The organism is Nonomuraea polychroma, from assembly GCF_004011505.1.
Taxonomy (GTDB): Bacteria; Actinomycetota; Actinomycetes; order Streptosporangiales; family Streptosporangiaceae; genus Nonomuraea; species Nonomuraea polychroma.
On record NZ_SAUN01000001.1, the window covers coordinates 7,315,502 to 7,341,551 of the forward strand.

The window sequence follows — 26,050 nt, forward strand, 5'->3', positions numbered from 1 at the left end:
TCGGCACCGAGCCCCGGCAGACAGGATCATCGATGTTCGACTCGCCCGCCGACGTGACGGAACGGCTCGCCGCCGTGGACTACCTCTCCGACGACGCCATTTCCACCTCGGTGTTCCTGGCCGCGGCGCTGGGCAAGCCGCTGCTGGTCGAAGGGCCCGCAGGAGTCGGCAAGACGCAGCTGGCCAAGGCGGTGGCCCTGGCCACCGGCGCCCAGCTGGTCAGGTTGCAGTGTTACGAAGGGCTCGACGAAGCCCGGGCGCTGTACGAGTGGAACTACAAGAAGCAGCTGCTCAGGATCCAGGCCACCAGCGCCGACGACGACATCTTCAGCGAGGAGTTCCTGCTGGAGCGGCCGCTGCTCAAGGCGATCCGGTCGGAGCAGCCCACCGTGCTGCTCATCGACGAGACCGACAAGGCCGACGTGGAGGTCGAAGGACTGCTGCTGGAGCTGTTGTCCGACTTCCAGGTGACGATCCCCGAGCTGGGGACCATCGCCGCCACGCGCCGGCCGTACGTGGTGCTGACCTCCAACGCCACCCGCGAGTTGTCCGAGGCGCTCAAGCGGCGCTGCCTCTACCTGCACATCGAATACCCCACCCCCGAGCGGGAGCGGGACATCGTGCTCAGCCAGGTGCCGACCATCCGGGCCGATCTGGCCGAGCAGCTGGCCAGGACGGTCGCGACGCTGCGCGCGCTGGAGCTGAAGAAGGCGCCGTCGGTGGCCGAGACCGTGGACTGGGCCAACACGCTGCTGGCGCTCGGGCGGGCGGAGCTCGACGAGGCGACCGTGGCGGGCACCCTGGGCGTGGTGCTCAAGCACGCCTCCGACCACGCGCGGGCGGTCAAGGAGCTGGGGTTGCCGGATGCCTGACTCTCTCGTGGACCGGCACGTCGGCTTCGTGCACGCGCTGCGCGCGGCCGGAGTGCCGGTGTCGGTGGCGGAGGGGCTGGACGCGGCGCACGCGCTGCGGGTGATCGAGCTGGCCGACCGGGAGTCGCTGCGCGCCGCTTACGCGGCGACGCTGGTCAAGAAGCCCGCGCACCGGCCGGGGTTCGACGTGCTCTTCGACCTGTGGTTCCCGGCGGCGACCACCGGCATGTACGCCGAACGCCCGGAAAAGGCGATGAATCCGGAAGAGGCCACCGTCGAGGAGCTCCGCGAGCATCTCGCAAGCCTCCTGACCGGCGGCACCGACCAGGAGATGCGCGAGTTCGCCCAGGCCATGGTCGAGCGCTTCGGACGCCAGCCCGCCGCCGCCCCCGGCCGCCAAGGCTGGTTCTCCTACAGCGTCATGCGTGCCCTGTCCCCCGAGACCTTGATGGCCGGCATCCTCCGCAACGTCCTGGCCGGCCAGGAACGCGGCGGCCTGGCGGAGAAGACCGTGCGCCGGCAGGTCGACACCGGCGTCCGGCGCTTCGAGGAGGCCGTCGCCACCGACGTGCGCCGCCGCATCGCCGAGGACTCCGGGATCGAGCGCATCGCCCGCTCCGCCGTCCGCCCCCCGCTCGACCAGATCGACTTCCTGCGCGTCACGAAGGCCGACCTGGCCCGGCTGCGCAGGGAGGTCTACCCGCTGGCCAGGCGCCTGGCGGCGCGACTGACGATCAAGCACAGGAAGGGCCGGCGCGGGCGGCTGGACTTCCGCAGGACGATGCGGGCCTCGCTGCAGAGCGGCGGCGTGCCGCTCACGACCCACTTCAGGCCGCCCCGGCCGCACAAGCCGGAGCTGGTCATCCTCTGCGACACCAGCGACTCGGTCTCGTCGTTCGCGCACTTCACGCTGCTGCTGACGTACGCGCTCAGGGAGCAGTTCACCAAGGTGCGGGCGTTCGGCTTCGTCGACACGGTGGACGAGATCACCAGGTTCTTCGTGCCGGGCGCCGACGTGGTCGAGGCGATGACCAGGCTGGCGAGCGAGGCCGACATGGTGCGCTTCGGCCGCACCAACTACGGCCACGCGCTGGAGCGCTTCTCCGAGCGGTACGGCGACGCGATCGGCCCCAAGACGTCACTGCTGATCCTCGGCGACGCCCGCTCCAACTACCAGCCGCCCGCCCTGCACGTGCTGAAGGACCTGGTGTCGAGGTCCCGGCACGCGTACTGGCTCAACCCGGAGCCGAGACGGCAGTGGGACACGGGCGACTCGGTGGCGGGCGACTACAGCACGGTCGTCCCGATGTACGAGTGCCGCAACGTCGCCCAGCTCACCGCGTTCATCGAAACGCTGGCTTAGACCTTCTGCAGCGCCCTGGCCGCCGTGCGGGTGAGCAGCTCGATCTGCTCGTCGGTGTACACGCGTCCCTCGGCGGCCTTGATCACCTTGGCCGCCAGCCGGGGCTTGAGCAGCGTGAGCCCCTCGGCCACCAGGATGCCGCCCTTGGGCATGTCCCCGCAGTGGACCGCGAGCATGGGCGAGATGGTCACCGGGATGCCCGTCTCGCGGGTCAGCAGCTCGGCGAACGCCTCGGCGGCTCCCACCAGCGCCTTGGCCTGCTTGGAGCCGTACTTCTCGCCGAAGAACAGCCGCCCGGTGTAGCAGGCGATCTCGGTGTCGGGGCTCCAGGACTCGTTGTCGACGATCCACACACCGGCCGGGCCGATCACCAGGTGGTCGATCGAGGCCTGGTCGCGGATGGCGCGGCCGTCGAGCACGTTGTAGCCCTCCTTGCCGAGCGACCTGCGCAGCAGCTTCGCCGTGATCACCTCACCGCGCTTGGCCCCACGCCAGACCGCGGTCGCGTGGAACGCACGCCAGTCGAGGTACCAGTCGCCCCCGGCCACCAGGACGCCGAGGAGAAGGCCGATGAACGGCGCGGCGCCCGTGAGATCGAGCCTGATCGCCAGCGCCACGCCTATGACGACGCCCACAGCGGCCTTGATATATCTGGACCTGCGCCGGCTCGGCGCTTCCTCGCGCCAGAACTTCTCGTACCACCACTGGGGGGAATTCCCTGTGTACTTCTCGTTTGGCTGCACGTAGATAGAGCCACCGGGCACGGCAAACTCCCCGAATGAGTAGGTGAAACAGGATCTGCCACGCCGAAGATCCCTCGCCGGTCAAGGGATACCCGCCCCTTTACCAAGGCAAGCCTAAGGTGACGTGATTCGAACCGGCAAGGCCAGCAACCGACCAGTCGGTATGCTGGGTCCGTGACTGATGTGAAAGAGGAGCCGGTCAGGCAGCGGCTGCTGGCCGAGGCCACCCGCCTGTTCGCCGAGCGCGGGTTCGAGGGCACCTCCGTACAAGAGGTGGTCGCGGCGGCCGGCGTCACCAAGGGCGCCATGTACCACTATTTCGACTCCAAAGATGATCTGCTGCATGAGATCTATGCCCGGGTGCTGCGCATGCAGATGGACCGGTTGACGCAGATCGCCGACGGCCCAGGCACGCTGAAGGAGCGGCTGCACAAGGCCGCGGCCGACGTCGTGGAGACCACGACCGCGAACCTCGACGACTCCAAGATCTTCTTCAGGTCGATGCACCTGCTCGCGCCCGAGACGCAGAAGACCGTGCGTGCCGAGCGCCGCCGCTACCACGAGCGCTTCCGCGACCTGGTGGCCGAAGGGCAGCGCACGGGCGTCTTCACCGACAAGGTCCCGGCCGAGCTGGTCGTGGACTACTTCTTCGGCTCGGTGCACCACCTGGGCACGTGGTTCCACGCGGACGGGCCGCTGACCGGCGCCCAGGTGGGCAGGCACTTCGCCGACCTGCTGCTCGCCTCACTCGGGGCCGGGGACGCCGGCGAGTGAGGCCAGCGCCTCGCGATGATCGCCGGGCGTGCCGAGCGCGATCTCGGCGGACTTGGCGCGCTTGAGATAGAGATGTACGGGGTGCTCCCACGTCATCCCGATCCCGCCATGCAACTGCAGCGCCTCCTCGGCCGCGTGCACGGCCACGGCCGCGTTCCAGGACTGGGCGACGGCCACGGAGAGGGGTGAGGGGTCGGCGACCGCGTTCCTGGCCGCGGCCCTGGCCCTGACCACGTCCAGCCACAGGTCGGCCAGCCGGTGCTTGATCGCCTGGAAGGAGCCGACGGGACGGGCGAACTGGTGGCGTTCCTTGACGTAGGCGAGCGTGGTGTCGAGGCACCACTCGGCGACCCCGAGCTGCTCGGAGGCCAGCAACGCCACGCCGGAGCGCAGCACGCCGGCCAGATCGCAGGCGCCGACCCGGCGCGCCTCGGTCCCCTCGAACGTGACGGTGGCCACCGGCCTGGTCAGGTCGAGCGACGGCACGACCTCCACGGCCGCGCCTTCGGCGGCGTACAGGTCGCCGTCCACGGGCACCAGCAGCACGTCGGCCACGTCCGCCCCGGCCACACCGGTGACCGTGCCCGACAACCGCCCGTCCTCGATCCGCACCGACGAGCCGCGCTGCGGCCGGTACGGCGAGGCCGCGAACGACACTGCGAGCGCGGCCGTCTTCCGCCCCTCGGCCAGCTCCCCGAGCAGGGCGTCCCCGGTCGGCAGCAGCGCCTGAGTGGCCAGCACCGAGCTGGTGAAGAACGGCACCGGCGCCACCGCCCGGCCCAGCTCCTCCAGCACGACGGCCACCTCGCTGGCCGACGCCCCGGCGCCACCGAGCTCCTCCGGGATGAGCAGCCCGGCCACCCCGATCTCACCTGCCAGCGTCTTCCACAGGTCGAGGTCGTGCGGATCGGACTCGATCCGCTTCAGCACCGCGGCGGGCGGGCAGCGGTCGGCGAGCAGCCCGCGCACGGCCGCCCGCAGCTCGTCCTCGACCTCGGAATAGAGGAGTGTCATCGCGGCAGGTCCTTCCAGGGCACGTCCTTGTCGACGCGGGGCTCCGAGGGCAGGCCGAGCACGCGCTCGGCGATGATGTTGCGCAGGATCTCGGACGTGCCGCCCTCGATCGAGTTGCCCTTGGCCCGCAGGTAGCGGTATCCAGGGCCGCGGCCGTAGAAGTCGACGTCCTCCGAGCGGCGGAACGTCCAGTCGTCGTAGCCCAGGTCACGCTCGAACTCGACCTCGAACCCGGACAACGCCTGGTTGAGCTTGGCGAACGACAACTTCATCCCGGAGCCCTCCGGGCCCGGCTGCCCGGCGACGAGCTGCTCGCGCAGCCGCGCCCCCGACAGGCGGGTGACCTCGGCCTCCACCCAGAGCGCCAGCAACCGCTGGTGCAGGTCGTGCGTACGCAACTCGGGGTGTGCGTGCCAGGCGTCGAGCACGGGTCCGACCATGCCGCCGCCGCGCCGCACAGGCGCGCCACCGATGGCGACCCGCTCGTTCATGAGCGTGGTCTGCGCCACCCGCCAGCCGTCACCGACCTCGCCGAGCCGCAGGTCGTCGGAGAGCCGCACGCCGGTAAGGAACACCTCGTTGAACTCGGCCTCGCCGGTGATCTGCCGCAGCGGCCGCACCTCGACGCCGGGCGCGTGCATGTCGCAGACGAAGTACGTCATCCCGCGGTGTTTGGGCACGTCAGGGTCGGTACGGGTGACGAGGATGCCCCACCGCGAATGATGGGCGCCCGACGTCCACACCTTCTGTCCGTCCACGACCCACTCGTCACTGTCCCTGACCGCCCTGGTCGCGAGCGTGGCCAGGTCGGACCCGGCGCCCGGCTCGCTGAAGAGCTGACACCAGATCTCCTCCCCCGTCCACAGCGGGCGCAGGAAGCGGCGCTTCTGCTCCTCCGTGCCGAAGGCCAGGATCGTCGGCGCCGCCATGCCGAGCCCGATGCCCTGGACGCCGGTGTTGATCTGCGGCGTGCCGGCCAGTTCGCGCTCCACGACCTGCTGCAGCTCCCTGGCCACCCCCAGCCCGCCGAGCCCTTCGGGGAACCACACCCAGGCCAGCCCGGCGTCGAACCTCGCCCGGAGGAACTCCAGCCGGTCCCCGCTCGGGTCGTGCTCGGCCAGGAACGCCGCGACCCGCTCCTTGATCTCCGCCTCGTTCACATCCACCTCTTGAGCTCGCGATAGGCCAGCGACCGCTTGTGCACCTCGTCAGGGCCGTCCGCCAGGCGCAGCGAGCGTGCGCCCGCCCAGAGGCCGGCCAGCGGGAAGTCCTGCGAGACGCCGCCCGCGCCGTGCACCTGCACGGCCTTGTCGAGGATCCACTCCACGGTGATCGGGGTGGAGATCTTGATGGCCTGGATCTCGGTGTGGGCGCCCTGGTTGCCCACCGTGTCCATGAGCCAGGCAGTCTTGAGGACGAGCAGGCGCAGTTGCTCGATCTTGATGCGGGACTCGGCGATCCAGTCCTGGACGACGCCCTGCTGTGCGACGGGCTTGCCGAACGTGGTCCTGGCGAGCGCCCGCTTGCACATCAGCTCGACCGCCCGCTCGGCCATGCCGATCAAGCGCATGCAGTGGTGGATGCGGCCGGGGCCGAGCCTGGCCTGGGCGATGGCGAAGCCGCCGCCCTCCTCGCCGATCAGGTTCTCCGCCGGGACGCGGACGTCCTGGAACTCGATCTCGGCGTGGCCGCCGTGGTCGGCGTCGGTGTAGCCGAACACGTGCATGCCGCGCTTGATGTGCAGGCCGGGCGTGTCGCGGGGCACCAGGATCATGCTCTGCTGGCGGTGTTTGGGCGCGTCCGGGTTCGTCTTTCCCATGACGATGAAGATCTTGCAGTTGGGGTTCATCGCGCCGGAGATGAACCACTTGCGGCCGTTGATCACGTACTCGTCGCCGTCGCGCACGATGGAGGTGGCGATGTTGGTGGCGTCGGAGGAGGCCACGTCCGGCTCGGTCATCGCGAACGCCGAGCGGATCTCGCCGTCGAGCAGCGGCTGCAGCCATTCCTTGCGCTGCCACTCGCTGCCGAACATCGCCAACACCTCCATGTTGCCGGTGTCGGGGGCGGCGCAGTTGGTGGCCGTCGGCGCGATGACAGGACTTCTGCCCATGATCTCGGCCAGTGGGGCGTACTGCAGGTTCGTCAGCCCGGCGCCATGCTCACCGGGGAGGAACAGGTTCCACAGGCCGCGCTTCCTGGCCTCGTCCTTCAGGTCGGCCATCAGCGGCGGCGGGCCCCAGCCGCTGGTCTCCGCCTGTTCCTCGAAGGCGGGCTCAGCGGGGTAGACGCATTCGTCCATGAAGCGCAGCAGACGCTCGCGCAGGTCCTCGGTGACTTGGTCAAAGGCGAAGTCCATGACGTGAGCCTACCGACCGGCCGGTATGAGTGTCGACTGGTGGTTTCTGACAAAAACCGGCATGTGGCCATAATCCTGACAATGCGGGAACCCTAAAGTTGCCGCCATGACCGCGAAGCTGCCTCCACCTGTGGTGCTCGAGAACGACGTCGTCCGGCTCGAGCCGCTCGCCCTCCACCACGTACCCGACCTGTTCGCCGCCGGGGGTGCGGACGACGAGGTCTGGCGATGGATGTCCGTCGCCACCCCGCGGTCGGAGGAGGAGCTGGGGAAGGTCGCGCTGGGGCTGATCCACGACGACAAACACGTCCCCTTCGCGGTGGTGCACAAGGAGTCCGGGCGGGCCGTCGGCTGGACCACCTACGGCGACGTGCCCGGCTTCGAGGCGAGTGTCGAGATCGGCTGGACCTGGTACGGCCGTGCGGTCTGGCGCACCGCCGTCAACACCTCCTGCAAGCTGCTGCTCATCGACCACGCCTTCGAACTCGGCTACAACCGCGTCCTGCTCAAGACCGACAACCTCAACCTCCGCTCCCAGAACGCCATCCAGCGCATCGGCGGGTTCCACGAGGGCACTTTGCGACGGCACCGAAAGAGGCCCGACGGAACCTGGCGCGACACGGTCTGCTTCGGCATCCTCGAAGAGGAGTGGCCAGAACACCGGGCTCGCTTGAATCGCACCTAGAGAGGCGGGGTCCGATCCCGCATGACTGATCGGCTGGGAGGCTACTGGCTCGGCGCCCGGCTCGACGGCGGCGGGCGGGTCATCGTCCGCGAGGCCTACGACGAGTCGGGCGTCCGTTATGCGCTGGGCATGCCCGGGCTGACGGCCGCCGGGCGTGGCGGCGAGCCGGACACCGAACGTGACCGCCAGCCGGACTCCGAACGTAGCGGCGAACTGGACACCGAACGTGACCGCCAGCCGGACTCCGAGCGTGGCGGTGCGGCCGACGCCGCGGCGCGTGCCAGGCTCGCCGCCGCGGCCGAAGCCGCCGCCCGGGTCCGCTCGCTCTCCGTTGCCGCGGTGGTGGCCGCCTGCCTGGACGGGGATCCCCCGTACGTGGTCAGCGAGTACATCGAAGGCCCGACCTTGCGCCAGGTCGTCGACCGGCACGGGCCCTACGCGGGTGACGACCTCTACCGGCTGGCCGCCGCCACCGCCACCGCGCTCGCCGCCGTCCACGAATCCGGTGCGGTGCACGGCGCCCTCACCCCCGACAAGGTGATCCTCGGAGCCCAGGGGCCACGCCTCGTCGGCCTCGGCCTGTGGACGGGCCCGGCGCCGCCCGGGGGGCAAGGCCCTGCCCTCAGCGCAGAACCAGAGCCCGAGCATCGGCCGGCTACGGACGTACACGCCTGGGGGCGCCTCCTGGTCTTCGCCGCCTATGGACCCATCGACCGATTAGGCCACGGCGAGCGGCTGGACCGCCCGTTGCGCGGGCTGGTGGCCGCCGCCCTGCACCGCGACCCCGAGCGCCGCCCGAACGCCCGCCAGCTCCTCTTGTCCCTGCTCGACGTCCCCCAGTCCCAGCAGGGCAGCCTGCTTCCCCCCGAGCCCATCGACGATCCGCCGCTCGGCGCCCGCGCGGAGGCCGTGTACCTGCGGCTCGGCCCCGCTGACCAGGACCTGGTGCCGGACGTGCTCCTGCGGCTGGTCGGGGCGGACTCCGAGGGCGCCGACACGATCATGCCGGTCACCAGGGAGGACCTGGTCGCCGGACGGGACGCCGATGAGATCGCCGCCATCGATCGGGTGCTGGAGGCGTACAAGAAGGAAGGCCTGATCACGGACCACCGGCCTCCAGGCGAGCCCGCCGCCGCGGACCGGCGCCCGCCGGGCGACCGCCGGAAGACCGATCGGCGTGGCGCGGGAGAGAAAGGCGGGGCGGGGACGGGCGCGGGCGCCGATGCAGGCGCAGGCTCAGGGTCGGGCACGGGCACGGATGCAGGCGCAGGCGCAGGGACGGGCACGGGCACGGGCGCGGTGGTGATCACGCATGCGGCGCTGTTGCGGGCCTGGCCGCGATTGCGCGAGTGGCTGGACGGGGAGCGGGACGGGCTGGCCGTGCACAGGGATCTGGCTCGGGCGGCGCGGCGGTGGGAGGCGGGCGGGCGCCGGGAAGCCGAGTTGCTCCAGGGGGAGCCGCTGGACCGGGCACTGGCGTGGGCGGCCAGCGGGCGGCGTCGGATGACGTTGAACATGGACGAGCAGACGTTCCTCGACGCGGCCATGGCGCGGGGACGGAGACGGTCGCGGCGGCGGTGGACGGTCGTGGCAGGGCTGCTGCCGGTGGTGCTTCTTCTGGGGCTCTGGCAGACGTTCTGGCAGCGGAACGACGCCGACGGCAGGCTCGAACGGGCGATGGCCAAGGTGGCGGCGTCGCGGGCGGAGGCGCTGCGGCCGGCCGACCCGGTCACGGCGCGCAAGCTCAGCCTGGCCGCGTGGCGCCTGGCGCCGATCCCGGAGGCGCGGCGGGCGTTGGCGGCGGCGGACGCGGCGGTGGCGGTGTTCACGGACCCGTGGGCGGGGCCGCGCTCGCTCCACGCGATCAGCGACGACGGCGCCCGGCTCGCGGCCTTGGAGGAGAACACGCTGCGGGTGTACGACCTCGCGTCGGGCCGCGAGGTCGCCAAGACGGCGGGGCCCGCCCAGAGCGTCCGAGCCATGGCCTGGTCGCCGGACGGCCGGACGCTGGCACTGGTCGGAGTCGATCGCTCGTACCTGTGGGACACCGCCTCTCCCTCCGTGGGGCCACCGTTCGGCCGCGGGCTGGGCGCGCCCGGGGAACAGGCGGCGTGGTTCAGCCCTGGCGGTGGGCTGCTGTTCGCCTCGGCCAGGCAGTCGGGCGAACGATGGGCGTGGGACCTGCGGGCGCGGCGGGCGGCGTTCGTGGGCGAGTACGCGGTGGTGGGCCCTGGGGATGGGATGGCGCTGGTGTTCGCAGGGAAGCGGTCCGAGATCAGGCAGCGCGGCGGGGCGGAGTCGGGGGCGGCATGGCTGGACAGGATGCCGTGGGAGTACACGACGTTCGCACCGGACGGCCGGCGGGTGGCGATCGCCGAGGAGAGCGGCATCCAGATCTACGGGCTCGACGGTGCGCCCACGCATGACACGCGGCTGCGCCCGTCACCGGGACGCCTGCGATTCAGCGCGGACGGGCGATTACTGGCCAGCACGGACAGCGACGCTGTACGGGTCTGGCGCCTCGCTGAGAACGCAGGGCCGGACGGCGGCACACGACCCGACGTCTCGGCCGAAAGTGATGTACTGATCGTCGAGCGTCCCGTGGCGGCGACCGGTGTGGACCGCACGGCACAGGCCGTCTTCACCGCCGACGGTCGCCGGTTGCGGGTGTTGACCGGACGCGGCATCGTTCTGACCATCGACCTGTCCCCCGAGCCGGCACCCGCCGACCACGCGGCCCACGTTTGCTCCCGATACGGCGAGCTCTCCTCAGAGGAGTGGACCCGGCACCTGCCGGAACTGCCCTACCGGAAGACGTGTTAGCCAACCGCCCCACAACCCCGACTGCTCCACAACCGAGCCGCCCCACGCCAGGCAGCCCCAGTCTGGGCATCCGTCAAAGCAGCCGTCAGGCAGTTCAGACGCCGAGCTGAGCGAGCACGCCTCGGCCTGAGGCACGCGGCCGCAAGGCACGCAGGCGCGCAAGGCGCGACACGCACAGGCGCAAGGCGCACGGCGCACAGGCGCACGGCGCCGCGAGCGCAAAACGCACAGGCGCACGGACGCGGCATGCGGCACGCGGGCACACGGCACGCGGGCACACGGCACGCGGGCACACGGCACGCGGGCACACGGCACGCGGGCACACGGCACGCGGGCACACGGCGCATGGCACCGGGAGCGCGCGGCGCGCGGCATACAGGCGCGCGGACGCACGTGCGGCGTGCGGCGCGTGGCATGCAGGCGCAAGGCCCGCAGGCGTCGGACAGCTCATCTCGTCGCACCGGGCTGGGCCGACGAGCCGATGGACGACCGGGCCCGAAGCGGATCAGCGCCGAGTCAGCCAGCGAACGCAGAGAGCCGATGGACGCCGAGCCGATGGACGCGGAGCCGGTTACGGGCTAGGGGCCGGTTACGGGCTAGGGGCCGGTTACGGGCTAGGGGCCGGTGAGTTGGGGGCAGTGGTGCCGAGCATGCCGGCAAGGAGGTCTCGCATGGCCTCGATGAGCTCGTTCAACGTGGGCGTGGCCCCGGCGCCGGCGATGGCGTCGAACATGAGCCCTTCACCGAAGGCCACCAGCTGGCGCGCGTGCCGTACCGGATCGCGTGAGCCCAGCGCGGCCAGCAGGGAGACGGCGGGATCGCGGAAGCGGCGGCCCGCCGCGTCGTAGATCTCGCGCAGCTCGGGTCGCCTCGTCGCCTCCAACGCCAGCTCGTACCGGGCCAGCGTGCGCCTGCGGTCCTGGAGCTGGATGTGCAACGCCTCCGCCATCACGGTGGGCAGGTCCGACAGCTCCAACGCCTCACTCTGGTACGCCGACGCCAGCGCCCGCATCTCCAGCTCGGTGAGTCGCGACAGGGTCAGCTCCAGCAGGGCGGCGCGGGTGCGGGCCAGGTTGGAGGTGGATCCGGGCGGCAGCCCGGCCGCCTCGTCGACGGCTCGGTGGGTGAGGCCGCGCATGCCTCGCTCGGCCAGCAGCGTGATGGCCGTGTCGGCAACGGTCTCTGAGCGCTTCACGGAACCCGATACTACAGCGGTAGTGCGGTCCAACTACAGGCGTAGTATGGTGAGACTACAGACGTAGTTTGGGAGGTGGTCCTGGGATGGCCAGGGCTGTAGTCATTGGCGGCGGAATCGGCGGGTTGACCAGCGGGATCGCGCTGCGCCGCAACGGGTGGGACGTGACCGTGTTAGAGCGGGCACCCAAGATCGACCCGGTGGGGTCGGGGCTGGCGATCGCCGCCAACGCCCTCAAGGCGCTCGACACGCTGGGGCTCGGAGATCACATACGCACGTTGTCCAGGATCCAGGGGCAGGTGGGGATTCGCAGGGCGGACGGGCGGTGGCTGGTGCACACCACGCCCGACGCCGCGGAGGCCCGCTACGGGGACTCGGTGGTCCTCATGCTGCGCGCCACGCTGATGGAGGTGCTCGCGGACGCGCTGGGGGCCGATCAGCTGCGGCTGGGCGTCGGCGTGTCGGGGGTGGACGCCGAGGAGGGCATCGTCCATACCGAGGATGGTGATCTTGGGGCGGATCTGGTCGTGGCCGCCGACGGCATCCACTCGAAGGTCCGGCAGACCCTTTTCCCGGAGCACCCCGGTCCCACGTACTCAGGGGTGACGGCCTGGCGGGGTCTCATACCTCGCGGGGACCTGGACATCCGGAGCACGGAGAGCTGGGGGAAGGGGCTCGTGTTCGGGGTCACGCCACTGGCCCACGACCTTGTGTACGTGTACGCGACCGACGTCCTGCCTGCGGGGACCGTGTTCGGTGACGAACGGGAGGAACTGTTGCGGAGGTTCGGGGACTGGCATGACCCGATTCCCGCGCTGCTGCGGGCGGCCGATCCCGGGATGATCATCCGTAACGACGTCTATTCCTTCGACACGCCGCTGCCTGCCTTCCATCGCGGGAAGGTGGCGCTGGTGGGGGACGCCGCGCACCCGATGACACCGAATCTGGGACAGGGAGCCTGCCAGGCGATCGAGGACGCCGTCGTGCTCGCTCATCTGGCCGGCTTCCCCGCCGGTGAAGAAGACATAGCCCACAACGGCAAGGAACGCACGCTCGACGGCACCCACGGCGGGGTACGCAGGGCCGACGGTGGCGGCGGCATCGACCGTGAGGGACGCGGCGGGGCCGGGGCAAGTGGCGAAGGTGATGGCGGGGAGTGGGGTCATGGGCGTGGGGCGCTTGCCGGCTACCTCGGCGCCTACACCGCCGCCCGGCTGGGGCGGACGTCGAAGATCGTGCAGCGGTCGATGAGCATCTGCAGGATGACCAAGGTCCGTAACCCGGTCGCGGTCTGGCTGCGCGACTTCGGGGTGTCCCTGGCTGCCAGGTCCATGCCCGACATGATGTTGCGGTCCATGGATGAGGTGCTGCGCTGGCGCCCTCCGGTGACGGCGCCGGCGTCGGGTCCGGCGTCGGACATGGGTGACCGCCATCCGCTCCAAGGGCGATGATCGGCGCGGTTTCGGCGTGATTGCGGTTCCGGAAGCAGGTGCCGAGCGCCCGGATCGGTGAAGGGACCGGGCGTGGAGTGACGGGTTCGACCGGGCGCGTGGAGCTTGGCGGGAACCGGCTCGGCCGGGCGCGTGGAACTCGGTGGAAAGAGCTCCGCGGGGGTGGTCGAGCCTAGTGAGAGCGGCTCGATCGGGCGCCGATGGGAGGGTGGGTCAGTTCGCGTCCGAGGTCGCCGTCACGGGGTGCGGGGACAGGGCAGCCGGAGGGACCTCGGCGGGGGCGGGGCGGGTGTGGTCGGGGGCCAGACGGCCGAGGGTGATCGTGCCGCCGACGGTGAGGGCGCTGGCCAGCAGGGCGGGGACCGCGGTGGACGGGCTGGTCGGCAAGGGCTCGCCGAGAAGCAGCGCCCCGGCGAGGACCGAGGTGATGGGATCGACGACCTGCACACCGGCGTACGCGATCCCGAAGTACCCCACGGCGTACGACCTCTGCAGCAGCACCACCGCGCAAACCAGCAACACGGGCACGGCGAGCGTGAACCAGTGGATCAGCCGCCCCCAGTCGCCCTCCATGCCGCCGCCGACCACCCGTACGAACGTCGACACACTGGCGGTGACCACCCCCGCCCCCACGCTCAGCAGCAGCGCCCGCCCAGGGCCGTGGACGCGGGCCGCACCCACCTGCGTGACCAGGACGATCGCACCGATCACGGCCAGGAACCCGAGTGCGGCCCCATCACCGAGCCGGGGCGGCACGCTGTGGTGCGGCACCAGCAGCATCAGCCAGAGCAGCCCGACGGCCACCGCGATCGAGCCGAAGATCTCCGCTTTGTACGGCTTGCGCCCGTACATGAACGCCGCCAGCGGCACGGCGAACACCAACGTCGCAACGCTGATCGGCTGGACGGCGACCAGTGGCGCGAAGCTCAGCGCCACGGCGTGGAGGCACGCCCCGGTGAACCCGATGACTCCGCCGATCCACCAGCGAGGGCGCCTCACCAGCCTGAACGAGGCTCCCTCGGCCACTGCCTCGTACTGTTGCAGGGCCGCTCCGAGCGCGTATCCAAGCGCTCCCGCCAGGGCGATGATCAAGCCGACCCAGGTCATGATCGCCCACGTAGGGGCATGGATCCTTCCAAGAGCATTGCTCCAGCTTAGGAGGCGAGCGACGCGGTGGAATCATACTTTTGGCGGATCATTGAGGGAATGTCGCTCGCCGGCCGCACGAACACGTACCCTGTCCGCACCCTCCGCCGCAGGTCAGGAGGGCTCTGGACAGACGCAGAACAGGTGGCCCTCCGGGTCCTGCAGGACGATCCAGCGAGTCCCCTCTTCCGTGACGCCCGGCTGGAACTCCGGCTTGACGGCCCCCAACGCGATGTACTCCGCCACCGCCTTCTCCACGTCCGGCACCCGGAAGTCGAAGTGGAACTGCTTGTCCGGGCCGGGCCACGCGGCCGGCTTGCGGTCGGGGACGCGGCCGAAGTAGATGTTCGTGGTGCCGTCGCCCACGGCCGCGTACTCGTCCTCCGAGTACTGAATGTCCCAGCCGGTGACCTCGTGATAGAACGCGGCCAGCTTCTTCGGCTCCGCGCAGTCGAGGGTGAACGCCAGGAGCTTCGCTTTCGTTGTCATGGGTTCAGCCTTCCAGGCTTACCTGCCATCCTGTGTCAGGTACGGCGAAGGGCCGCGCCCGCAAGGGGCGCGGCCCTTCTTTACGGCACGCGCACGTCACCCGGGGAACCGGCCATAGTAGTCCCCTATCCGGGCGCGGTACTCGGGCTCCTTGAACGTGCCCTCGTCGAACTCGGGTGCGTCCTTGATCTCCGCCTTGGTACGCGCGACGTGGACGTTGCGCTCCTGAGGGTCGATGCTCGTGACGACCTGAGCCGGGAGCATCACCTTCTTGCCGAAGATCCAAGGGCCGGTGTCGACGATGATGTAGCTCTCGCCGACCTCGTACGTCGCCTCGTCGACGGTCCCGATCTTCCCGTCCGTCGCCTGCACGTGGTAGCCCACGAGGTTGAGGCTCCGGCCGCGGTCGTAGACGTCAGGTCGATAGTCCCAGAGCTCCATAGGGGCTCTCTTCCTCTCTTCTTCCGTCTTCTCGGGCACGCTCCCGCTACCCGGCCATGGGCCGGTAAACCACTCGCAAAGCGGTGGCAGGCAGGCGACGCGAACCCCGGGGGTAAGGGGGAGAGCGTTCTCCGGCTGTGTCGGCATCGGCATCGTGGTCCCCCACAGCCACCCTGAACAGCAGGAGACGTCCTGGTGGCGGGACAGCCGACACGGTGACCTGACTCTCCTGACAACCGCCTGCGAGACCGGGCGTCGAAGGCCCCGCACGGATACCATTCGCGTCATCGGACCGAAGGGGGGCCGCGTGAGCCTGAGCAGCGCACACGAGTGGGCTCCACCCGGCGTCGATCCGGAGCAACCGAGCGTGGCCCGCGTTCACGACGCCCTGCTCGGCGGCATGGAGAACTTCATCTCCGACCGCTCGGTGGCCCGCAGGCTGAAGGACGCGGTGCCCGAGGTGGTGAACCTGGTCTGGTGCAGCCGCGCCTTCCTCGGCCGGGTCGTGGACTTCCTCGTCCGCGAGGCGGGCATCCGGCAGATCGTCGATCTGGGCGCCGGGCTGCCCACGGTGGAGAACACGCACGAGGTCGCCCAGTTCGCCGATCCCCGGTGCCGGGTGGTCTACGTCGACATCGACCCCATGGTGGAGCCGCACGCCCGCGCGATACTCAGCGGCAACCCGAACGCCGACGCGATCACCGCCGACGTCCGCGACGTGGAGTCCGTGCTCGGGCACCCGTCGCTGACCAAGCTCATCGACCCGGCGCAGCCCACGGCGCTCCTGGCCATCGGGCTGCTGCACCTGTTCTCCGACCAGGAGGACCCGCACGGGCTTTGCAGGCGGTACATGGCCGCGCTGGCGCCGGGCAGCCACCTCGCCGTCTCTCACCTCATGGCCTCCCCCAGTCCTCAGGCCAAGGCCCTGGAGGCGCTGCTCCAGGCGACCATGGGCACCGGGCACTTCCGCGAGCGGACGGCCGTCTCCCGCTTCTTCGACGGCTTGGTGCCGGTGGAGCCGGGTGTGGTGCATCTGCCGGAATGGCACCCCGACGAGCGCATCCCAGGGCCTCTGGCGCCCTGGGAGGAACTGCTGCTGGGGGGCGTGGCCCGCAAGCCGTACGCGTGACGCGTTGTGGCCCTGCAAGCGTGAGGCGTTAAGGTGTGGGCTGTGCCGCGACGTTTGATCTGCTCTCCGCCGCCCGCCCAGTAGCGGGCGGCATTTCCTGAATTTCCGGGTCTGACTGATCCGGGAGTGGCTGCTGCCCGCGTACCGGGCCCTTTCCCACCACTCCCATCGGAGAGCTCCAGTCATGACCCTTGTCTCCGCCCGGCGGGGCGCTGTTTACGTGTCCGTGGCCGCGACCGCCTGGGGCACCGGCGGCGCCGCCGGTTCGCTCCTCTTCGAGACCGGCGGGCTTGGCCCCGTCGGCGTGTCCCTCTGGCGCTACCTGCTCGGCGCCGTCTTCTTGCTCGCCCTCACCCCCCGCCCATCCACGACCGAGCGCAGGAGCTCGGCCGGAGAGGGCGACGCAGGAGCCAACGGAGGCCGAAGCGGGCGCGACCATAAGCACGCCCGGCTCACCTGGCGCGTGCTGCCGGTCGGCTTCGGGATGGCCGTCTACCAGACCGCGTACTTCGTCGCGATCGCCCACTCCGGCGTGGCCGTCGCGACGGTGGTCACGATGGGCGCCACTCCCGTCTTCACCGCCCTGGGCAGCCGTTTCCTGCTGCGTGAGCGACTCGGCAGGGTCGCGCTCGCCTCGCTGGCCGCGGCCCTGGCCGGGCTCGTCCTGCTGACCGCCGAGACCGCGCTGCAGGCCCGTACGTCCTCCGTCGCCGGCATCGGCTTCGCCCTGGCCTCGGCCGCCGGGTACGCCGGGGTCACGCTGTTCTCCCGCCGCCACAGTGACGACCCGCGAGGCACGGCGATCGGCGGGTTCGTCGTGGGCGCGGTGTGCCTGGCGCCGTTCGCGCTGGCGGAGGGCGTGGTGCCGGAGATCAGCCTGGCCACGGCCGCGTTGCTGGTCTACCTGGGCGCGGTGCCGACGGCGCTGGCGTACGGGCTGTACTTCCGTGCCCTGACGGCGCTGAACGCCACCACCGTCTCGATCATCTCCCTGGGCGAGGCGGTGGGCGCGGCCCTGCTCGGCGTGTTGTTGTTCGGCGAGCACCTCACACCTCTCGCCTGGTCGGGGTGCGTGTTGCTGCTCGTCGCCGTCGCCGTGCTCGCGACGCGGCCCGAAGCAGGCTGAGTGGGCCCTCGGATGGGTTAAGGTCCGGTACGGCGGCCCGCCCCGGAACACGGGGGAACGGTGTCGGCGCAGCGCGCGTTGGAGGAACTGTGGCCTCGATAAAGGGAATATTCAAAAACCTCCTGGACCGTCCGGGAGGCGTGCCCTTGACGGGCTACCAGAAGACCGTCAAGGCGGCCGATGCCCGTGCGGAGCGGGTGGCAAAGCTTGATGAGCTGCCCAGGCCGGGCATGGACGACCTGGCGGAGTTCTGCGCCGTCGCGCGCGAGGCCGCCGACCGGACCCTTGGGCTGCGGCCTTACGACGTGCAGTTGCTCGGCACGCTGGCGCTGCTCGACGGGAAGGTCGCCGAGATGGCCACCGGCGAGGGCAAGACGTTGTCCGGCGCCATGGCCGCGGCGGGATATGCGTTGCAGGGCAAGCGCGTCCACGTGATCTCCGTCAACGACTACCTGGCCAGGCGTGACGCCGAGTGGATGGGCCCGTTCTACGAGGCTCTCGGGGTGAGCGTGGGCTGGATCGACCAGAACTCCACGCCGGAGGAGCGGCGCGAGGCCTACGCGAAGGACGTGACCTACGGGCCGGTCAGCGAGATCGGGTTCGACGTGCTGCGTGACCGGCTGCGCACGGACGCGAGCGAGATCATCGTGCCCGCGCCCGAGGTCGCACTGATCGACGAGGCCGACTCCGTGCTCGTCGACGAGGCCCGCGTGCCGCTGGTGATGGCCGGCTCCACCGACCCCGGCAACGCGGTGCCGGAGATGGCGGCCCTGGTCAGGCAGCTCGTCCGGGGGTACCACTACGAGATCGACGAGCAGGCGCGCAACGTCTACCTCACCCCCAAGGGCGCCGACAGCGTGGAAAACCTGCTCGGCGTCGAGCTCTACGACGAAAACGAGCCGGGCACGCTGATCGAGCTCAACCTGGCCCTGCACGCCCACGCCCTGCTGGCCCGCGACGTCGACTACATCGTGCGCGACGGCAAGGTGCAGCTGATCAACCCCTCGCGCGGCAGGGTGGCGCTCCTGCAGCGCTGGCCCAACGGCCTGCAGGCGGCCGTGGAGGCCAAGGAGGCCCTGGCGCCCAGTGAGAAGGGCGAGATCCTCGACTCGATCACCGTGCAGGGCCTGATCCGCCGCTATCCGCAGATCTGCGGCATGACGGGCACCGCCGTGGCCGTCAGCGAGCAGTTGGGCGAGTTCTACGGGCTCAAGGTCGCCGTGATCCCGCCCAACCGCCCGTGCATCAGGGAGGACGAGCCGGACCGCATCTACCCGACCGCGCCGGACAAGGACGCGGCGCTGGTCGAGGAGATCCAGGAAGCGCACGCCACGGGCCGCCCCATCCTCATCGGCACGCTCGACGTGGCCGAGTCGGAAAACCTCGCCAAGCTGCTGCAGCGGCGCGGCCTGGAGCCGGTCGTGCTCAACGCGAAGAACGACGCCGAAGAGGCCGCGATCATCGCCAAGGCCGGCGAGCGTGACGCGATCACCGTCTCCACCCAGATGGCCGGCCGGGGCACCGACATCCGCCTCGGCGAGGGCGTGGCCGAGCTGGGCGGGCTCTATGTGATCGGCTCAGGCCGCCACGCCAGCAGCCGGCTCGACGACCAGCTCCGTGGCCGCGCCGGCCGCCAGGGCGACCCTGGCGCCTCGGTGTTCTTCGTCAGCATGCAGGACGACCTGATCACCCAGTTCGTCCCGGACGAGCGCCCGCCTGCCGCGGACCCCGACGGGATCGTGCGCCACCGGCGCGGCGCGTACCTCGTCGGTCACGCGCAGCGCGTCGCCGAGGGCGTCAACCTGGAGATCCACCGCAACACGTGGCGCTACACCCGTCTGCTGGAGCACCAGCGCGAGCTGATCATGGAGTGGCGCGACAAGGTCCTGCACGGCGACGCCGCCGCCAAGGCCCTGGCCGCGGCCGATCCCGAGCGGTGGGAGTCGCTGCCCGAGGACACCAGGGACGAGACCGCCCGCCAGATCGTGCTGCACGCCATCGACACCTGCTGGACGGAGCACCTGGCGTTCCTGACGGACCTGCGCGAGGGCATCCACCTGCGAGCGCTGGGCCGGATGAGCCCGATCGACGAGTTCCAGCGCGAGGCGGTGGCGGAGTACAAAGCGCTGCTCGCCGAGGTGGAGCGGCGGTCGCTGGAGGCGTTCGAGGAGCCGGAGCGGGAGCTGAAGCGGCCGCAGGCGACGTGGACGTATCTGGTGCAGGACAACCCGTTCGGCACGGAGTGGGACCGCATCCTGCGGCGGGTGACGGCGGCCACGCGGCGCGGCTAGGGCCACTTGGGGTCGCCGGACGGCTCGACCGGTCCGTTCAGCACGCCGAGCCGCTCCAGCAGGGTGATGAACGTGGCCGCGTACGGCGAGTCCGCGGTCACGGCCGCCACCCGAGGCCAGTCGACCTGCTCACGCATCGCGCGCACCTGGGCCAGCAGCGCCCCGTAGTCACAGGCGTGCTCCGACAGCGGCAGCAGCCACGATATGACCAGGTCGGTGGCCTCCAGCACGGGGACGATCACCGCCGACGCCTTCAGCGGCTCGGCCCGGTCGAGTAGTTCCTCGGTGATGGGCATGTCGGAGACCCGGTAGATCAGGTCCACCAGCCGGCCCTCGTCGTACGCCTTGACCAGCCAGTCCTCCGGCGGCTTGGCGGTCTGGAAACCGATCGCGCGCAACGCCTCCAGGGCGGCCGGCACGTCATGTTCGGTGAGCACGAAGTCCACGTCGTGCAGGGAGGGCGCGGCGCCTCTCGCGTATGCGGCACAGCCCCCGGCCAGCGCGAACTTCACTCCGGCATCCTTCAGCCCGGAGCTGGCACGCTTCAGCGTGTCAAGGATGGCGTCGGTGACCGCGTGGCCATGGCTACTCATGTGGTCGGGCTACCCAAACGATCCCCAAGTAGACGTTGCATGGGCGGCCCTGAGGGTAGCGCCAACCCGTATGACCGAAATGCTGACGAAGACGGAGCAGGCGTACGAGGGCGAGCACGATCGGCCGCTCGGCGGATACGTCGGAATCCTCGGCGCGTACGGCGGAACGGTCGCCGTGGCCGCCCTCTCGGCGGCGATCGCCGGACGGCGGGCTCCCGATCACATCGGGGTGCTGGACCTGCTGCTCATGGCGGCATGCACGCACAAAGTCTCGCGGCGGCTCGCCAAGGATCCGGTCACCAGCCCCCTGCGTGCTCCCTTCACCCGGTACGAGGGCGAGGGCGGGCCCTCCGAAGTCCAGGAGAGCCCGCGCGGCGCGATCGGTGAGCTGATCGCCTGCCCGTTCTGCATCGCGCAGTGGGTGGCCACCGGGTACGCCGCCGGGTTGGTCCTGGCGCCCAAGGCGACCCGGCTCGTAGGGGCGACCATGACGGCGGTGGCGATCTCGGACTGGCTGCACCTCGCCTATGCCAAGCTCATGAAGTCGGCGTCCTAGCCCGCGGAGGGTCCGTGGATCAAGCCGTCCATGGCTGTTCCGTAGATCAAGGTTCCGTGGATCAAGACCCGGCGGTGGCGCGGCGCAGGGCGGTGAGGGTGGCGGCGGCCGCGCCGCCGGCCAGGGCGAGCAGGACCGGCCGCCGGTGCCGGGACAACCACAGCTGGGGGCTGCGCCCGTGGGAGCGCTGGTCGAACGCGCCGTGAGCACCGTAGTCCGTGTCCTCGTCCGCCGGTTCCCACAAGTTGGACACGCCGCTCGGCGGCTTCTCGTTCGTCTGCTGGGACTGTATGCCGGTCCGCGCCACGTACCGGTCCACCAGCGCCGGCGCCACTCGCTGCGCCAGCAGGGTGGCGACCGTGGGGGTGCCGACCCAGTACTCCTTGCGCTCGGGATGCTCGGCCGCGTACACGATGGCGCCTGCCGCCACCTCCGGCTGGTAGATCGGCGGCACCGGCTGCGGGTGGCGGCGGAGTTTGGACAACACCCACTCGAACTGCGGAGTGTTGAGCGCGGGCAACTGCACCAGCGTGACGTGGATGTTGCTGCGCTCGGCCATCAGCTCCGTCCGGACGGACTCCGTGAAGCCCTTGATCGCGTGCTTGGCGCCGCAGTACGCCGACTGCAGCGGAATGCCGCGCTGCGACAGCGCCGAACCTGCCTGCACGATGGTGCCCTCGTTACGCGGCCGCATGAGGTCGAGGGCGACCTTGGTGCCCCAGACGTAGCCCAGGTAGGTGACCGCGGTGGTGCGTTCGTACTCCTCCGGGGTGATGTCGGTGAATTTGGCGAAGACGCTGGAGAAGGCGGTGTTGATCCAGACCGCGATCGGGCCCACCTCCGCCTCGATGCGCTCGGCCGCCTGCTTCACCTGGTGGTAGTCCGCCACGTCCGCCTCGTACACCTGACCGCTGCCGCCCGCGACGCCCACGTCCACGGCGGCGGCCCCCAGCCCGGTGGTCCCGCGCGCGATCAGCGCCACCTCGGCGCCCTGCCGCCCCAGCTCGCGCACGACCGCCCTGCCGACCCCGCCACTTGCGCCCGTCACCACAACAACGCGCCCTCGAAGTGGTGCCATGTCGAGATCAGCCCGCCTCTCCGTTGCTGCGCTGCTTCTGGCGTCGTACGGCCAGCACGATGTCGATCACCGTGGCGATGGCCAGCGCGACGGCGACCCCCGTCATGACGGGCGCCCGGGTGATGACCCCCAGCACTGCGAACGCGAACAGGAACACCAGCATGAACGAGCCCACCCTGATGTGCACCACGTCGCGCGGTGTGGCCGGCACCATGGCGTGGCCTTTGCGGTCCCGCTCCTCGTGCCACTCTCCCTTATCAGACATGGCGCTCACCTGCCCTTCCTGTTTGCCGCCTAACGTCCGGGGTAGCCGCCCTTCGTGCCGGAGCTGCATCCCAGTGATCAGAGTGAGCCGGGGATCGTGCGGCGGCGCCGCGGGCGGGGGTTCAGCTACGAGGGGCCGGACGGCCGCCCGATACGCGACGACGCCACATTGGCGCGGATCAAGGCGCTGGCCATCCCCCCGGCCTGGACCGACGTGTGGATTTGCACGTCGCCGTACGGACACCTGCAGGCCGTGGGCACGGACGCGGCGGGCCGCAGGCAGTACCGCTACCACGACGTGTGGCGCGAACAGCAGGACCAGGCCAAGTTCGACCACGTGCTGGACGTGGCCGAGCGGCTGCCGGCGTTCAGGAAGGCCGTGGACGACCAGCTCCAGGGACGCGGCCTGACCAGATCACGGGTGCTGGCCGCGGCCGCGCGCCTGCTGGACATCGGCTTCTTCCGCATCGGCGGCGAGAGCTACGACACCTACGGCCTGGCCACGCTCAGGATGGAGCACGTCACCTGCGTCAACGGCATCGCCCTCTGCTCCTACCAGGCCAAGGGCGACGTCGCGCGCGAGGTCGAGGTGGCCGACCCCGCGGTGTGCGCGGTGCTGCGCTCGCTCAAGGCGCTCGGCGTGGACGGCGAGCTGCTGCGCTACCGGCACGCGGGCGGCTGGTCCGACGTCAGGAGCGAGGACATCAACGACTACCTCCGCGAGACCATCGGGTACGAGGTCACGGCCAAGGACTTCCGCACCTGGCACGCCACGGTCCTGGCCGCCGTGGGGCTGGCGGTGTCCACACCGGCCGGCAGGGAGGGGCGGGTCAAGAAGAACAGAGCGGTCACCCGCGTCATGCGGGAGGTCGCCGAATACCTGGGCAACACGCCCACCGTGGCGCGCGCGTCGTACGTGGACCCGCGGGTCGTGGAGGCGTACGACCAGGACCGGACCATCGCCGCGGCGCTGACCGAGCTCGGGGCGGACGCCGATTTCGGGCAGCTGGCGACGGCGGGCACGGTGGAACGGGCGGTCATAGACCTGATTCGCACCGTTTGAGCGTTTCGTGCCCGGGCATGCGGCGACAGATGAAGGAGGCGAGCGATGGAAGCTCCGCAGTACGTCGCGGCCCGCGTCCAGCAGGCGCTGGCCGAGGACGGACGCACGCACGAGCTCGGAATTCGCGTGGACATAAGAGGCGACCAGCTGTTCCTGCGTGGTCAGGTGAGCGGGGCCGAGCAGCGCGAACGGCTCGGCCAGGTGGCGCACGAGGCCGCACCCGAGCTCCGGCTGCACAACGAGATCAAGGTCGTGGACTACAGCGAGCCAGGGGAGGATGAGCGCCTTGACTGACCTGCGCATAGCGGCCGTAGGAGACATCCACCTGGGAGAGGACGTACGCGGCCAATACCGCAAGAGACTCGAGGGCATCGAGGACCGCGCCGACGTGTTCCTGCTGGCCGGGGACCTGACCAGGCACGGCACGCTGGAGGAGGGCAAGGTGGTGGCCGAGGAGCTGCGCGGCCTGACCATCCCGGTCGTCGCGGTGCTCGGCAATCACGACTACCACTCCGACCTGCAGTACGAGATCGCCAGCGAGCTCCGCAACGCCGGAGTCATCGTGCTCGACGACGACGGCGCCGTGGTCCAGTGCGGCGAGCACAAACTGGGGGTCGTCGGCGGGAAGGGCTTCGGCGGCGGGTTCGCCGGCAAGTGCGCGAGCGAGTTCGGCGAGCGCGAGATCAAGAACTTCGTGGCCCACACCCGCTACATCGCCGAGGCGTGGAAGGTCGCGTTGAAGGAGATCGCGGCCGACCACCGCGTGGTCGTGTCGCACTATTCCCCGATCAAGGAGACGCTGGAGGGCGAGCCGCCGGAGATCTACCCCTTCCTCGGCAGCTACCTGCTGGCGGAGGCGGTCGACACGGCCGGCGCCGACCTGATCGTGCACGGGCACGCGCACAAGGGCAGTGAGAAGGGCATGACGCCGGGCGGCATCAGGGTGCGCAACGTGGCACTGCCGGTGCTGGGCCGGGCGTACGGCGTCTACTGCATGGGCGAGTCGGAGGCCTACTAGAGGACCTGCGCGGCCTCGCCCGGCCGGATGTTCATCTGGGTTGCCAGCCGGGCGGTGGCCTCGCCGAGTATGGCCTCGCTACGGTACTTGCTCACGCATCACCCATGCCCGGCAAAGCGGCATTGAGGTGCGCTGTTCATGATATTTCAGCAATGCTAGAGAACCGCTGGACCGTTCTCGAGGATCGGTCCAGCGGCCGATGGACAGGGGACCGGGCGAACGGCGCCCCTAGACATTGAAGATGCTGACCCCGCCGGGCCCGACCAGGAATCCGAGGACGATCAGCACGATCCCCCACAGAATGTCGCGCCGCGCCAGAATCACGTAGATCCCGGCGATGACGAGGATTACCGCGATGATCCAGAGCAAAGTAGCCATGGCCTGCAACTGCCCTGAGGGTCAGCCACTTAACATGTTTTCCCCCGCAGCAAGGGGCAGGGAAAAACATATGACGACATTCGGTTATTTCCTGTCGTGCGAGGAGCACGGCCCCAAAGAGCTGGTACGGCAGGCCAAGAGCGCGGAACGCGCCGGCTTCGAGGCCCTGTGGATCTCCGACCACTTCCACCCGTGGCTCGACGAGCAAGGAGAGTCACCGTTCGTCTGGTCCGTGATCGGCGCCCTGGCCGAGGCCACGTCTCTGCCGATCACCACCGCCGTGACCTGCCCGCTCATCCGCACCCACCCGGTCGTCATCGCCCAGGCCACGGCCACCACGGCGGCCCTGACCGGCGGCCGCTTCCGGCTCGGCGTGGGGACCGGCGAGGCGCTCAACGAGCACGTGATCGAGTCCCGCTGGCCACCGCTCGCCGAGCGGCTGGAGATGCTGGAGGAGGCCGTCGAGCTGATGCGTGAGCTGTTCACCGGCAAGCTGGTCACGCACCGGGGCCGCCATTACCGGGTGGACACCGCCCGGCTCTACACGCTGCCGGACGAGCCCGCGCCCATCGTCATGTCAGGGCTCGGACAGAAGTCCACGGAGCTGGCCGGGCGCATCGCCGACGGCTACATCTCCACCGCACCGAACGCCGAGTCGGTGCAGGCGTTCCGCCAGGCGGGCGGTGCGGGCAAGCCGACGCTGGGCGGACTCAAGGCCTGCTACGCCACCGACGAGGCGGCGGCGCGCAAGACCGTGCATCGCTTGTGGCCTACGCAGGGCATCAAGGGGGAGGCATCGCAGATCCTTCCGCTGCCGCGCCACTTCGAGCAGCTCGCGCAGTCGGTCACCGAGGAGGAGGCCGTCAACGGCAGCCCGGTCGGCCCGGATCCCGAGGTCCATGTCCAGGCGATCCGGCAGTACGTGGAGGCGGGGTTCAGCGAGGTGTATGTCAACCAGATCGGCGACGAGCAGGACGCCTTCTTCGACTTCTACGCGCGTGAGGTCCTGCCGCGGGTCCGTTAGCCCCCGTTTCCGCACGTTACCCGCGACTGCCACCGCCTCCGCACGCCGGCGAAGGTCCTCGGACGAGGGCCAGGGCCGGGCAATGGGTCTTGGACGAGGGCCACGAGCAGCGACGGGGCCTCGGAGGAGAGGGCCGAGGGCCGGCGGAGGGCCATCGGGCAGAGCACCGGGGTCG

Annotated in this window: 26 protein-coding genes; 14 read left to right on the forward strand and 12 right to left on the reverse strand. The window is 70.4% G+C overall.

What is annotated here, in order from left to right; all coding sequences use genetic code 11:
• Positions 1 to 32: 32 nt before the first annotated feature.
• Entirely contained in the window at positions 33 to 872 is an 840-nt protein-coding gene (locus tag EDD27_RS33330) for an AAA family ATPase (RefSeq protein ID WP_127935917.1), read from the forward strand.
• Positions 865 to 2,235 (forward strand): vWA domain-containing protein, encoded by a 1,371-nt coding sequence (locus EDD27_RS33335; RefSeq protein ID WP_127935918.1) that lies wholly within the window; start codon positions 865 to 867, stop codon positions 2,233 to 2,235. The genes EDD27_RS33330 and EDD27_RS33335 overlap by 8 nt, the downstream gene beginning before the upstream one ends.
• Here the strand turns inward: EDD27_RS33335 and EDD27_RS33340 are convergent.
• Entirely contained in the window at positions 2,232 to 2,999 is a 768-nt protein-coding gene (locus EDD27_RS33340) for a nuclease-related domain-containing protein (RefSeq protein WP_127935919.1), read from the reverse strand. The two genes, EDD27_RS33335 and EDD27_RS33340, sit on opposite strands and share 4 nt — an antisense overlap.
• A gap of 153 nt (positions 3,000 to 3,152) precedes the next feature.
• Here EDD27_RS33340 and EDD27_RS33345 point away from each other — a divergent pair, with 153 nt between their 5' ends.
• Positions 3,153 to 3,752, forward strand: coding sequence for a TetR/AcrR family transcriptional regulator (locus EDD27_RS33345; protein ID WP_127935920.1), 600 nt, complete (start codon positions 3,153 to 3,155; stop codon positions 3,750 to 3,752).
• On the opposite strand, the gene EDD27_RS33350 is transcribed toward EDD27_RS33345, so the two are convergent.
• The 3 genes from EDD27_RS33350 to EDD27_RS33360 are packed head-to-tail and all read right to left on the reverse strand — an operon-like array spanning position 3,723 to position 7,125.
• Positions 3,723 to 4,766, reverse strand: a complete 1,044-nt coding sequence (locus tag EDD27_RS33350; RefSeq protein WP_127935921.1) for an acyl-CoA dehydrogenase family protein — start codon at positions 4,764 to 4,766, stop codon at positions 3,723 to 3,725. The genes EDD27_RS33345 and EDD27_RS33350 overlap by 30 nt on opposite strands.
• A complete protein-coding gene (locus EDD27_RS33355) occupies positions 4,763 to 5,926 on the reverse strand; it encodes an acyl-CoA dehydrogenase family protein (RefSeq protein ID WP_127935922.1) in 1,164 nt (387 codons plus the stop codon). Before EDD27_RS33355 ends, EDD27_RS33350 begins: the two co-directional genes overlap by 4 nt.
• Positions 5,923 to 7,125: an acyl-CoA dehydrogenase family protein gene (locus EDD27_RS33360; protein WP_127935923.1), complete on the reverse strand. Its 1,203-nt coding sequence runs from the start codon at positions 7,123 to 7,125 to the stop codon at positions 5,923 to 5,925. The genes EDD27_RS33355 and EDD27_RS33360 overlap by 4 nt, the downstream gene beginning before the upstream one ends.
• Before the next feature lie 106 nt (positions 7,126 to 7,231).
• Between EDD27_RS33360 and EDD27_RS33365 the strand changes: the two genes are divergently transcribed.
• On the forward strand, positions 7,232 to 7,810 hold the full coding sequence (locus EDD27_RS33365; protein WP_127935924.1) for a GNAT family N-acetyltransferase: 579 nt from the start codon (positions 7,232 to 7,234) through the stop codon (positions 7,808 to 7,810).
• A gap of 21 nt (positions 7,811 to 7,831) precedes the next feature.
• Positions 7,832 to 10,633: an nSTAND1 domain-containing NTPase gene (locus EDD27_RS33370; RefSeq protein ID WP_127935925.1), complete on the forward strand. Its 2,802-nt coding sequence runs from the start codon at positions 7,832 to 7,834 to the stop codon at positions 10,631 to 10,633.
• Positions 10,634 to 11,240: 607 nt separating this feature from the next.
• On the opposite strand, the gene EDD27_RS33380 is transcribed toward EDD27_RS33370, so the two are convergent.
• Positions 11,241 to 11,828: a TetR/AcrR family transcriptional regulator gene (locus tag EDD27_RS33380; RefSeq protein WP_241564388.1), complete on the reverse strand. Its 588-nt coding sequence runs from the start codon at positions 11,826 to 11,828 to the stop codon at positions 11,241 to 11,243.
• Between the two features lie 86 nt (positions 11,829 to 11,914).
• Between EDD27_RS33380 and EDD27_RS33385 the strand changes: the two genes are divergently transcribed.
• On the forward strand, positions 11,915 to 13,279 hold the full coding sequence (locus EDD27_RS33385; RefSeq protein WP_206641778.1) for an FAD-dependent monooxygenase: 1,365 nt from the start codon (positions 11,915 to 11,917) through the stop codon (positions 13,277 to 13,279).
• Positions 13,280 to 13,492: 213 nt separating this feature from the next.
• On the opposite strand, the gene EDD27_RS33390 is transcribed toward EDD27_RS33385, so the two are convergent.
• From EDD27_RS33390 to EDD27_RS33400, 3 genes are all read right to left on the reverse strand, one after another.
• Positions 13,493 to 14,386, reverse strand: coding sequence for a DMT family protein (locus EDD27_RS33390; protein ID WP_127935926.1), 894 nt, complete (start codon positions 14,384 to 14,386; stop codon positions 13,493 to 13,495).
• Between the two features lie 153 nt (positions 14,387 to 14,539).
• On the reverse strand, positions 14,540 to 14,914 hold the full coding sequence (locus EDD27_RS33395; RefSeq protein ID WP_127935927.1) for a VOC family protein: 375 nt from the start codon (positions 14,912 to 14,914) through the stop codon (positions 14,540 to 14,542).
• Between the two features lie 96 nt (positions 14,915 to 15,010).
• Positions 15,011 to 15,355, reverse strand: coding sequence for a PRC-barrel domain containing protein (locus EDD27_RS33400; RefSeq protein ID WP_127935928.1), 345 nt, complete (start codon positions 15,353 to 15,355; stop codon positions 15,011 to 15,013).
• A gap of 307 nt (positions 15,356 to 15,662) precedes the next feature.
• On the opposite strand from EDD27_RS33400, the gene EDD27_RS33405 reads away from it, so the two are divergent.
• The 3 genes from EDD27_RS33405 (at position 15,663) to secA2 (ending at position 19,901) form a co-directional block, all read left to right on the forward strand.
• Positions 15,663 to 16,484, forward strand: a complete 822-nt coding sequence (locus EDD27_RS33405; protein WP_164903901.1) for an SAM-dependent methyltransferase — start codon at positions 15,663 to 15,665, stop codon at positions 16,482 to 16,484.
• Positions 16,485 to 16,668: 184 nt separating this feature from the next.
• Entirely contained in the window at positions 16,669 to 17,610 is a 942-nt protein-coding gene (locus EDD27_RS33410; RefSeq protein ID WP_127935930.1) for a DMT family transporter, read from the forward strand.
• A gap of 140 nt (positions 17,611 to 17,750) precedes the next feature.
• The gene (gene secA2 / locus EDD27_RS33415; protein ID WP_241564389.1) at positions 17,751 to 19,901 is read left to right on the forward strand and encodes an accessory Sec system translocase SecA2; all 2,151 of its coding nucleotides are present in this window, start codon (positions 17,751 to 17,753) and stop codon (positions 19,899 to 19,901) included.
• Here the strand turns inward: secA2 and EDD27_RS33420 are convergent.
• Complete coding sequence (locus EDD27_RS33420) at positions 19,898 to 20,494, reverse strand: nucleotidyltransferase (RefSeq protein ID WP_127935931.1); 597 nt, start codon at positions 20,492 to 20,494, stop codon at positions 19,898 to 19,900. The genes secA2 and EDD27_RS33420 overlap by 4 nt on opposite strands.
• A gap of 70 nt (positions 20,495 to 20,564) precedes the next feature.
• Here EDD27_RS33420 and EDD27_RS33425 point away from each other — a divergent pair, with 70 nt between their 5' ends.
• A complete protein-coding gene (locus EDD27_RS33425; protein WP_127935932.1) occupies positions 20,565 to 21,050 on the forward strand; it encodes a DUF1360 domain-containing protein in 486 nt (161 codons plus the stop codon).
• A 61-nt stretch (positions 21,051 to 21,111) separates the two neighbouring features.
• Here EDD27_RS33425 and EDD27_RS33430 read toward each other — a convergent pair whose 3' ends face one another.
• Entirely contained in the window at positions 21,112 to 22,128 is a 1,017-nt protein-coding gene (locus tag EDD27_RS33430; protein ID WP_127935933.1) for an SDR family oxidoreductase, read from the reverse strand.
• A gap of 7 nt (positions 22,129 to 22,135) precedes the next feature.
• On the reverse strand, positions 22,136 to 22,393 hold the full coding sequence (locus EDD27_RS33435; RefSeq protein ID WP_127935934.1) for a hypothetical protein: 258 nt from the start codon (positions 22,391 to 22,393) through the stop codon (positions 22,136 to 22,138).
• 54 nt (positions 22,394 to 22,447) lie between these two features.
• Here EDD27_RS33435 and EDD27_RS33440 point away from each other — a divergent pair, with 54 nt between their 5' ends.
• From EDD27_RS33440 to EDD27_RS33450, 3 genes are read left to right on the forward strand one after another with little or no spacing between them, the layout of a single operon-like run.
• Positions 22,448 to 23,455: a DNA topoisomerase IB gene (locus EDD27_RS33440; protein ID WP_241564391.1), complete on the forward strand. Its 1,008-nt coding sequence runs from the start codon at positions 22,448 to 22,450 to the stop codon at positions 23,453 to 23,455.
• A 45-nt stretch (positions 23,456 to 23,500) separates the two neighbouring features.
• Positions 23,501 to 23,749, forward strand: coding sequence for a BON domain-containing protein (locus tag EDD27_RS33445; RefSeq protein WP_127935935.1), 249 nt, complete (start codon positions 23,501 to 23,503; stop codon positions 23,747 to 23,749).
• Positions 23,733 to 24,473: a metallophosphoesterase family protein gene (locus EDD27_RS33450; RefSeq protein ID WP_127935936.1), complete on the forward strand. Its 741-nt coding sequence runs from the start codon at positions 23,733 to 23,735 to the stop codon at positions 24,471 to 24,473. The genes EDD27_RS33445 and EDD27_RS33450 overlap by 17 nt, the downstream gene beginning before the upstream one ends.
• A 228-nt stretch (positions 24,474 to 24,701) precedes the next feature.
• On the opposite strand, the gene EDD27_RS54725 is transcribed toward EDD27_RS33450, so the two are convergent.
• Positions 24,702 to 24,851: a GPGG-motif small membrane protein gene (locus EDD27_RS54725; protein ID WP_164903902.1), complete on the reverse strand. Its 150-nt coding sequence runs from the start codon at positions 24,849 to 24,851 to the stop codon at positions 24,702 to 24,704.
• Between the two features lie 70 nt (positions 24,852 to 24,921).
• Between EDD27_RS54725 and EDD27_RS33455 the strand changes: the two genes are divergently transcribed.
• On the forward strand, positions 24,922 to 25,875 hold the full coding sequence (locus EDD27_RS33455) for a TIGR03557 family F420-dependent LLM class oxidoreductase (protein ID WP_127935937.1): 954 nt from the start codon (positions 24,922 to 24,924) through the stop codon (positions 25,873 to 25,875).
• Positions 25,876 to 26,050: the final 175 nt, after the last annotated feature.

Excerpts from the sequence above, each read along its gene's own strand:
- EDD27_RS33330 (WP_127935917.1), top strand. The coding sequence starts at position 33 with ATGTTCGACTCGCCCGCCGACGTGACGGAACGGCTCGCCGCCGTGGAC.
- EDD27_RS33335 (WP_127935918.1), top strand. The coding sequence starts at position 865 with ATGCCTGACTCTCTCGTGGACCGGCACGTCGGCTTCGTGCACGCGCTG.
- EDD27_RS33350 (WP_127935921.1), bottom strand. The coding sequence starts at position 4,766 with ATGACACTCCTCTATTCCGAGGTCGAGGACGAGCTGCGGGCGGCCGTG.
- EDD27_RS33360 (WP_127935923.1), bottom strand. The coding sequence starts at position 7,125 with ATGGACTTCGCCTTTGACCAAGTCACCGAGGACCTGCGCGAGCGTCTG.
- EDD27_RS33365 (WP_127935924.1), top strand. The coding sequence starts at position 7,232 with ATGACCGCGAAGCTGCCTCCACCTGTGGTGCTCGAGAACGACGTCGTC.
- EDD27_RS33370 (WP_127935925.1), top strand. The coding sequence starts at position 7,832 with ATGACTGATCGGCTGGGAGGCTACTGGCTCGGCGCCCGGCTCGACGGC.
- EDD27_RS33385 (WP_206641778.1), top strand. The coding sequence starts at position 11,915 with ATGGCCAGGGCTGTAGTCATTGGCGGCGGAATCGGCGGGTTGACCAGC.
- EDD27_RS33390 (WP_127935926.1), bottom strand. The coding sequence starts at position 14,386 with ATGACCTGGGTCGGCTTGATCATCGCCCTGGCGGGAGCGCTTGGATAC.
- EDD27_RS33395 (WP_127935927.1), bottom strand. The coding sequence starts at position 14,914 with ATGACAACGAAAGCGAAGCTCCTGGCGTTCACCCTCGACTGCGCGGAG.
- EDD27_RS33400 (WP_127935928.1), bottom strand. The coding sequence starts at position 15,355 with ATGGAGCTCTGGGACTATCGACCTGACGTCTACGACCGCGGCCGGAGC.
- EDD27_RS33410 (WP_127935930.1), top strand. The coding sequence starts at position 16,669 with ATGACCCTTGTCTCCGCCCGGCGGGGCGCTGTTTACGTGTCCGTGGCC.
- EDD27_RS33420 (WP_127935931.1), bottom strand. The coding sequence starts at position 20,494 with ATGAGTAGCCATGGCCACGCGGTCACCGACGCCATCCTTGACACGCTG.
- EDD27_RS33425 (WP_127935932.1), top strand. The coding sequence starts at position 20,565 with ATGACCGAAATGCTGACGAAGACGGAGCAGGCGTACGAGGGCGAGCAC.
- EDD27_RS33430 (WP_127935933.1), bottom strand. The coding sequence starts at position 22,128 with ATGGCACCACTTCGAGGGCGCGTTGTTGTGGTGACGGGCGCAAGTGGC.
- EDD27_RS33435 (WP_127935934.1), bottom strand. The coding sequence starts at position 22,393 with ATGTCTGATAAGGGAGAGTGGCACGAGGAGCGGGACCGCAAAGGCCAC.
- EDD27_RS33445 (WP_127935935.1), top strand. The coding sequence starts at position 23,501 with ATGGAAGCTCCGCAGTACGTCGCGGCCCGCGTCCAGCAGGCGCTGGCC.
- EDD27_RS33450 (WP_127935936.1), top strand. The coding sequence starts at position 23,733 with ATGAGCGCCTTGACTGACCTGCGCATAGCGGCCGTAGGAGACATCCAC.
- EDD27_RS54725 (WP_164903902.1), bottom strand. The coding sequence starts at position 24,851 with ATGGCTACTTTGCTCTGGATCATCGCGGTAATCCTCGTCATCGCCGGG.
- EDD27_RS33455 (WP_127935937.1), top strand. The coding sequence starts at position 24,922 with ATGACGACATTCGGTTATTTCCTGTCGTGCGAGGAGCACGGCCCCAAA.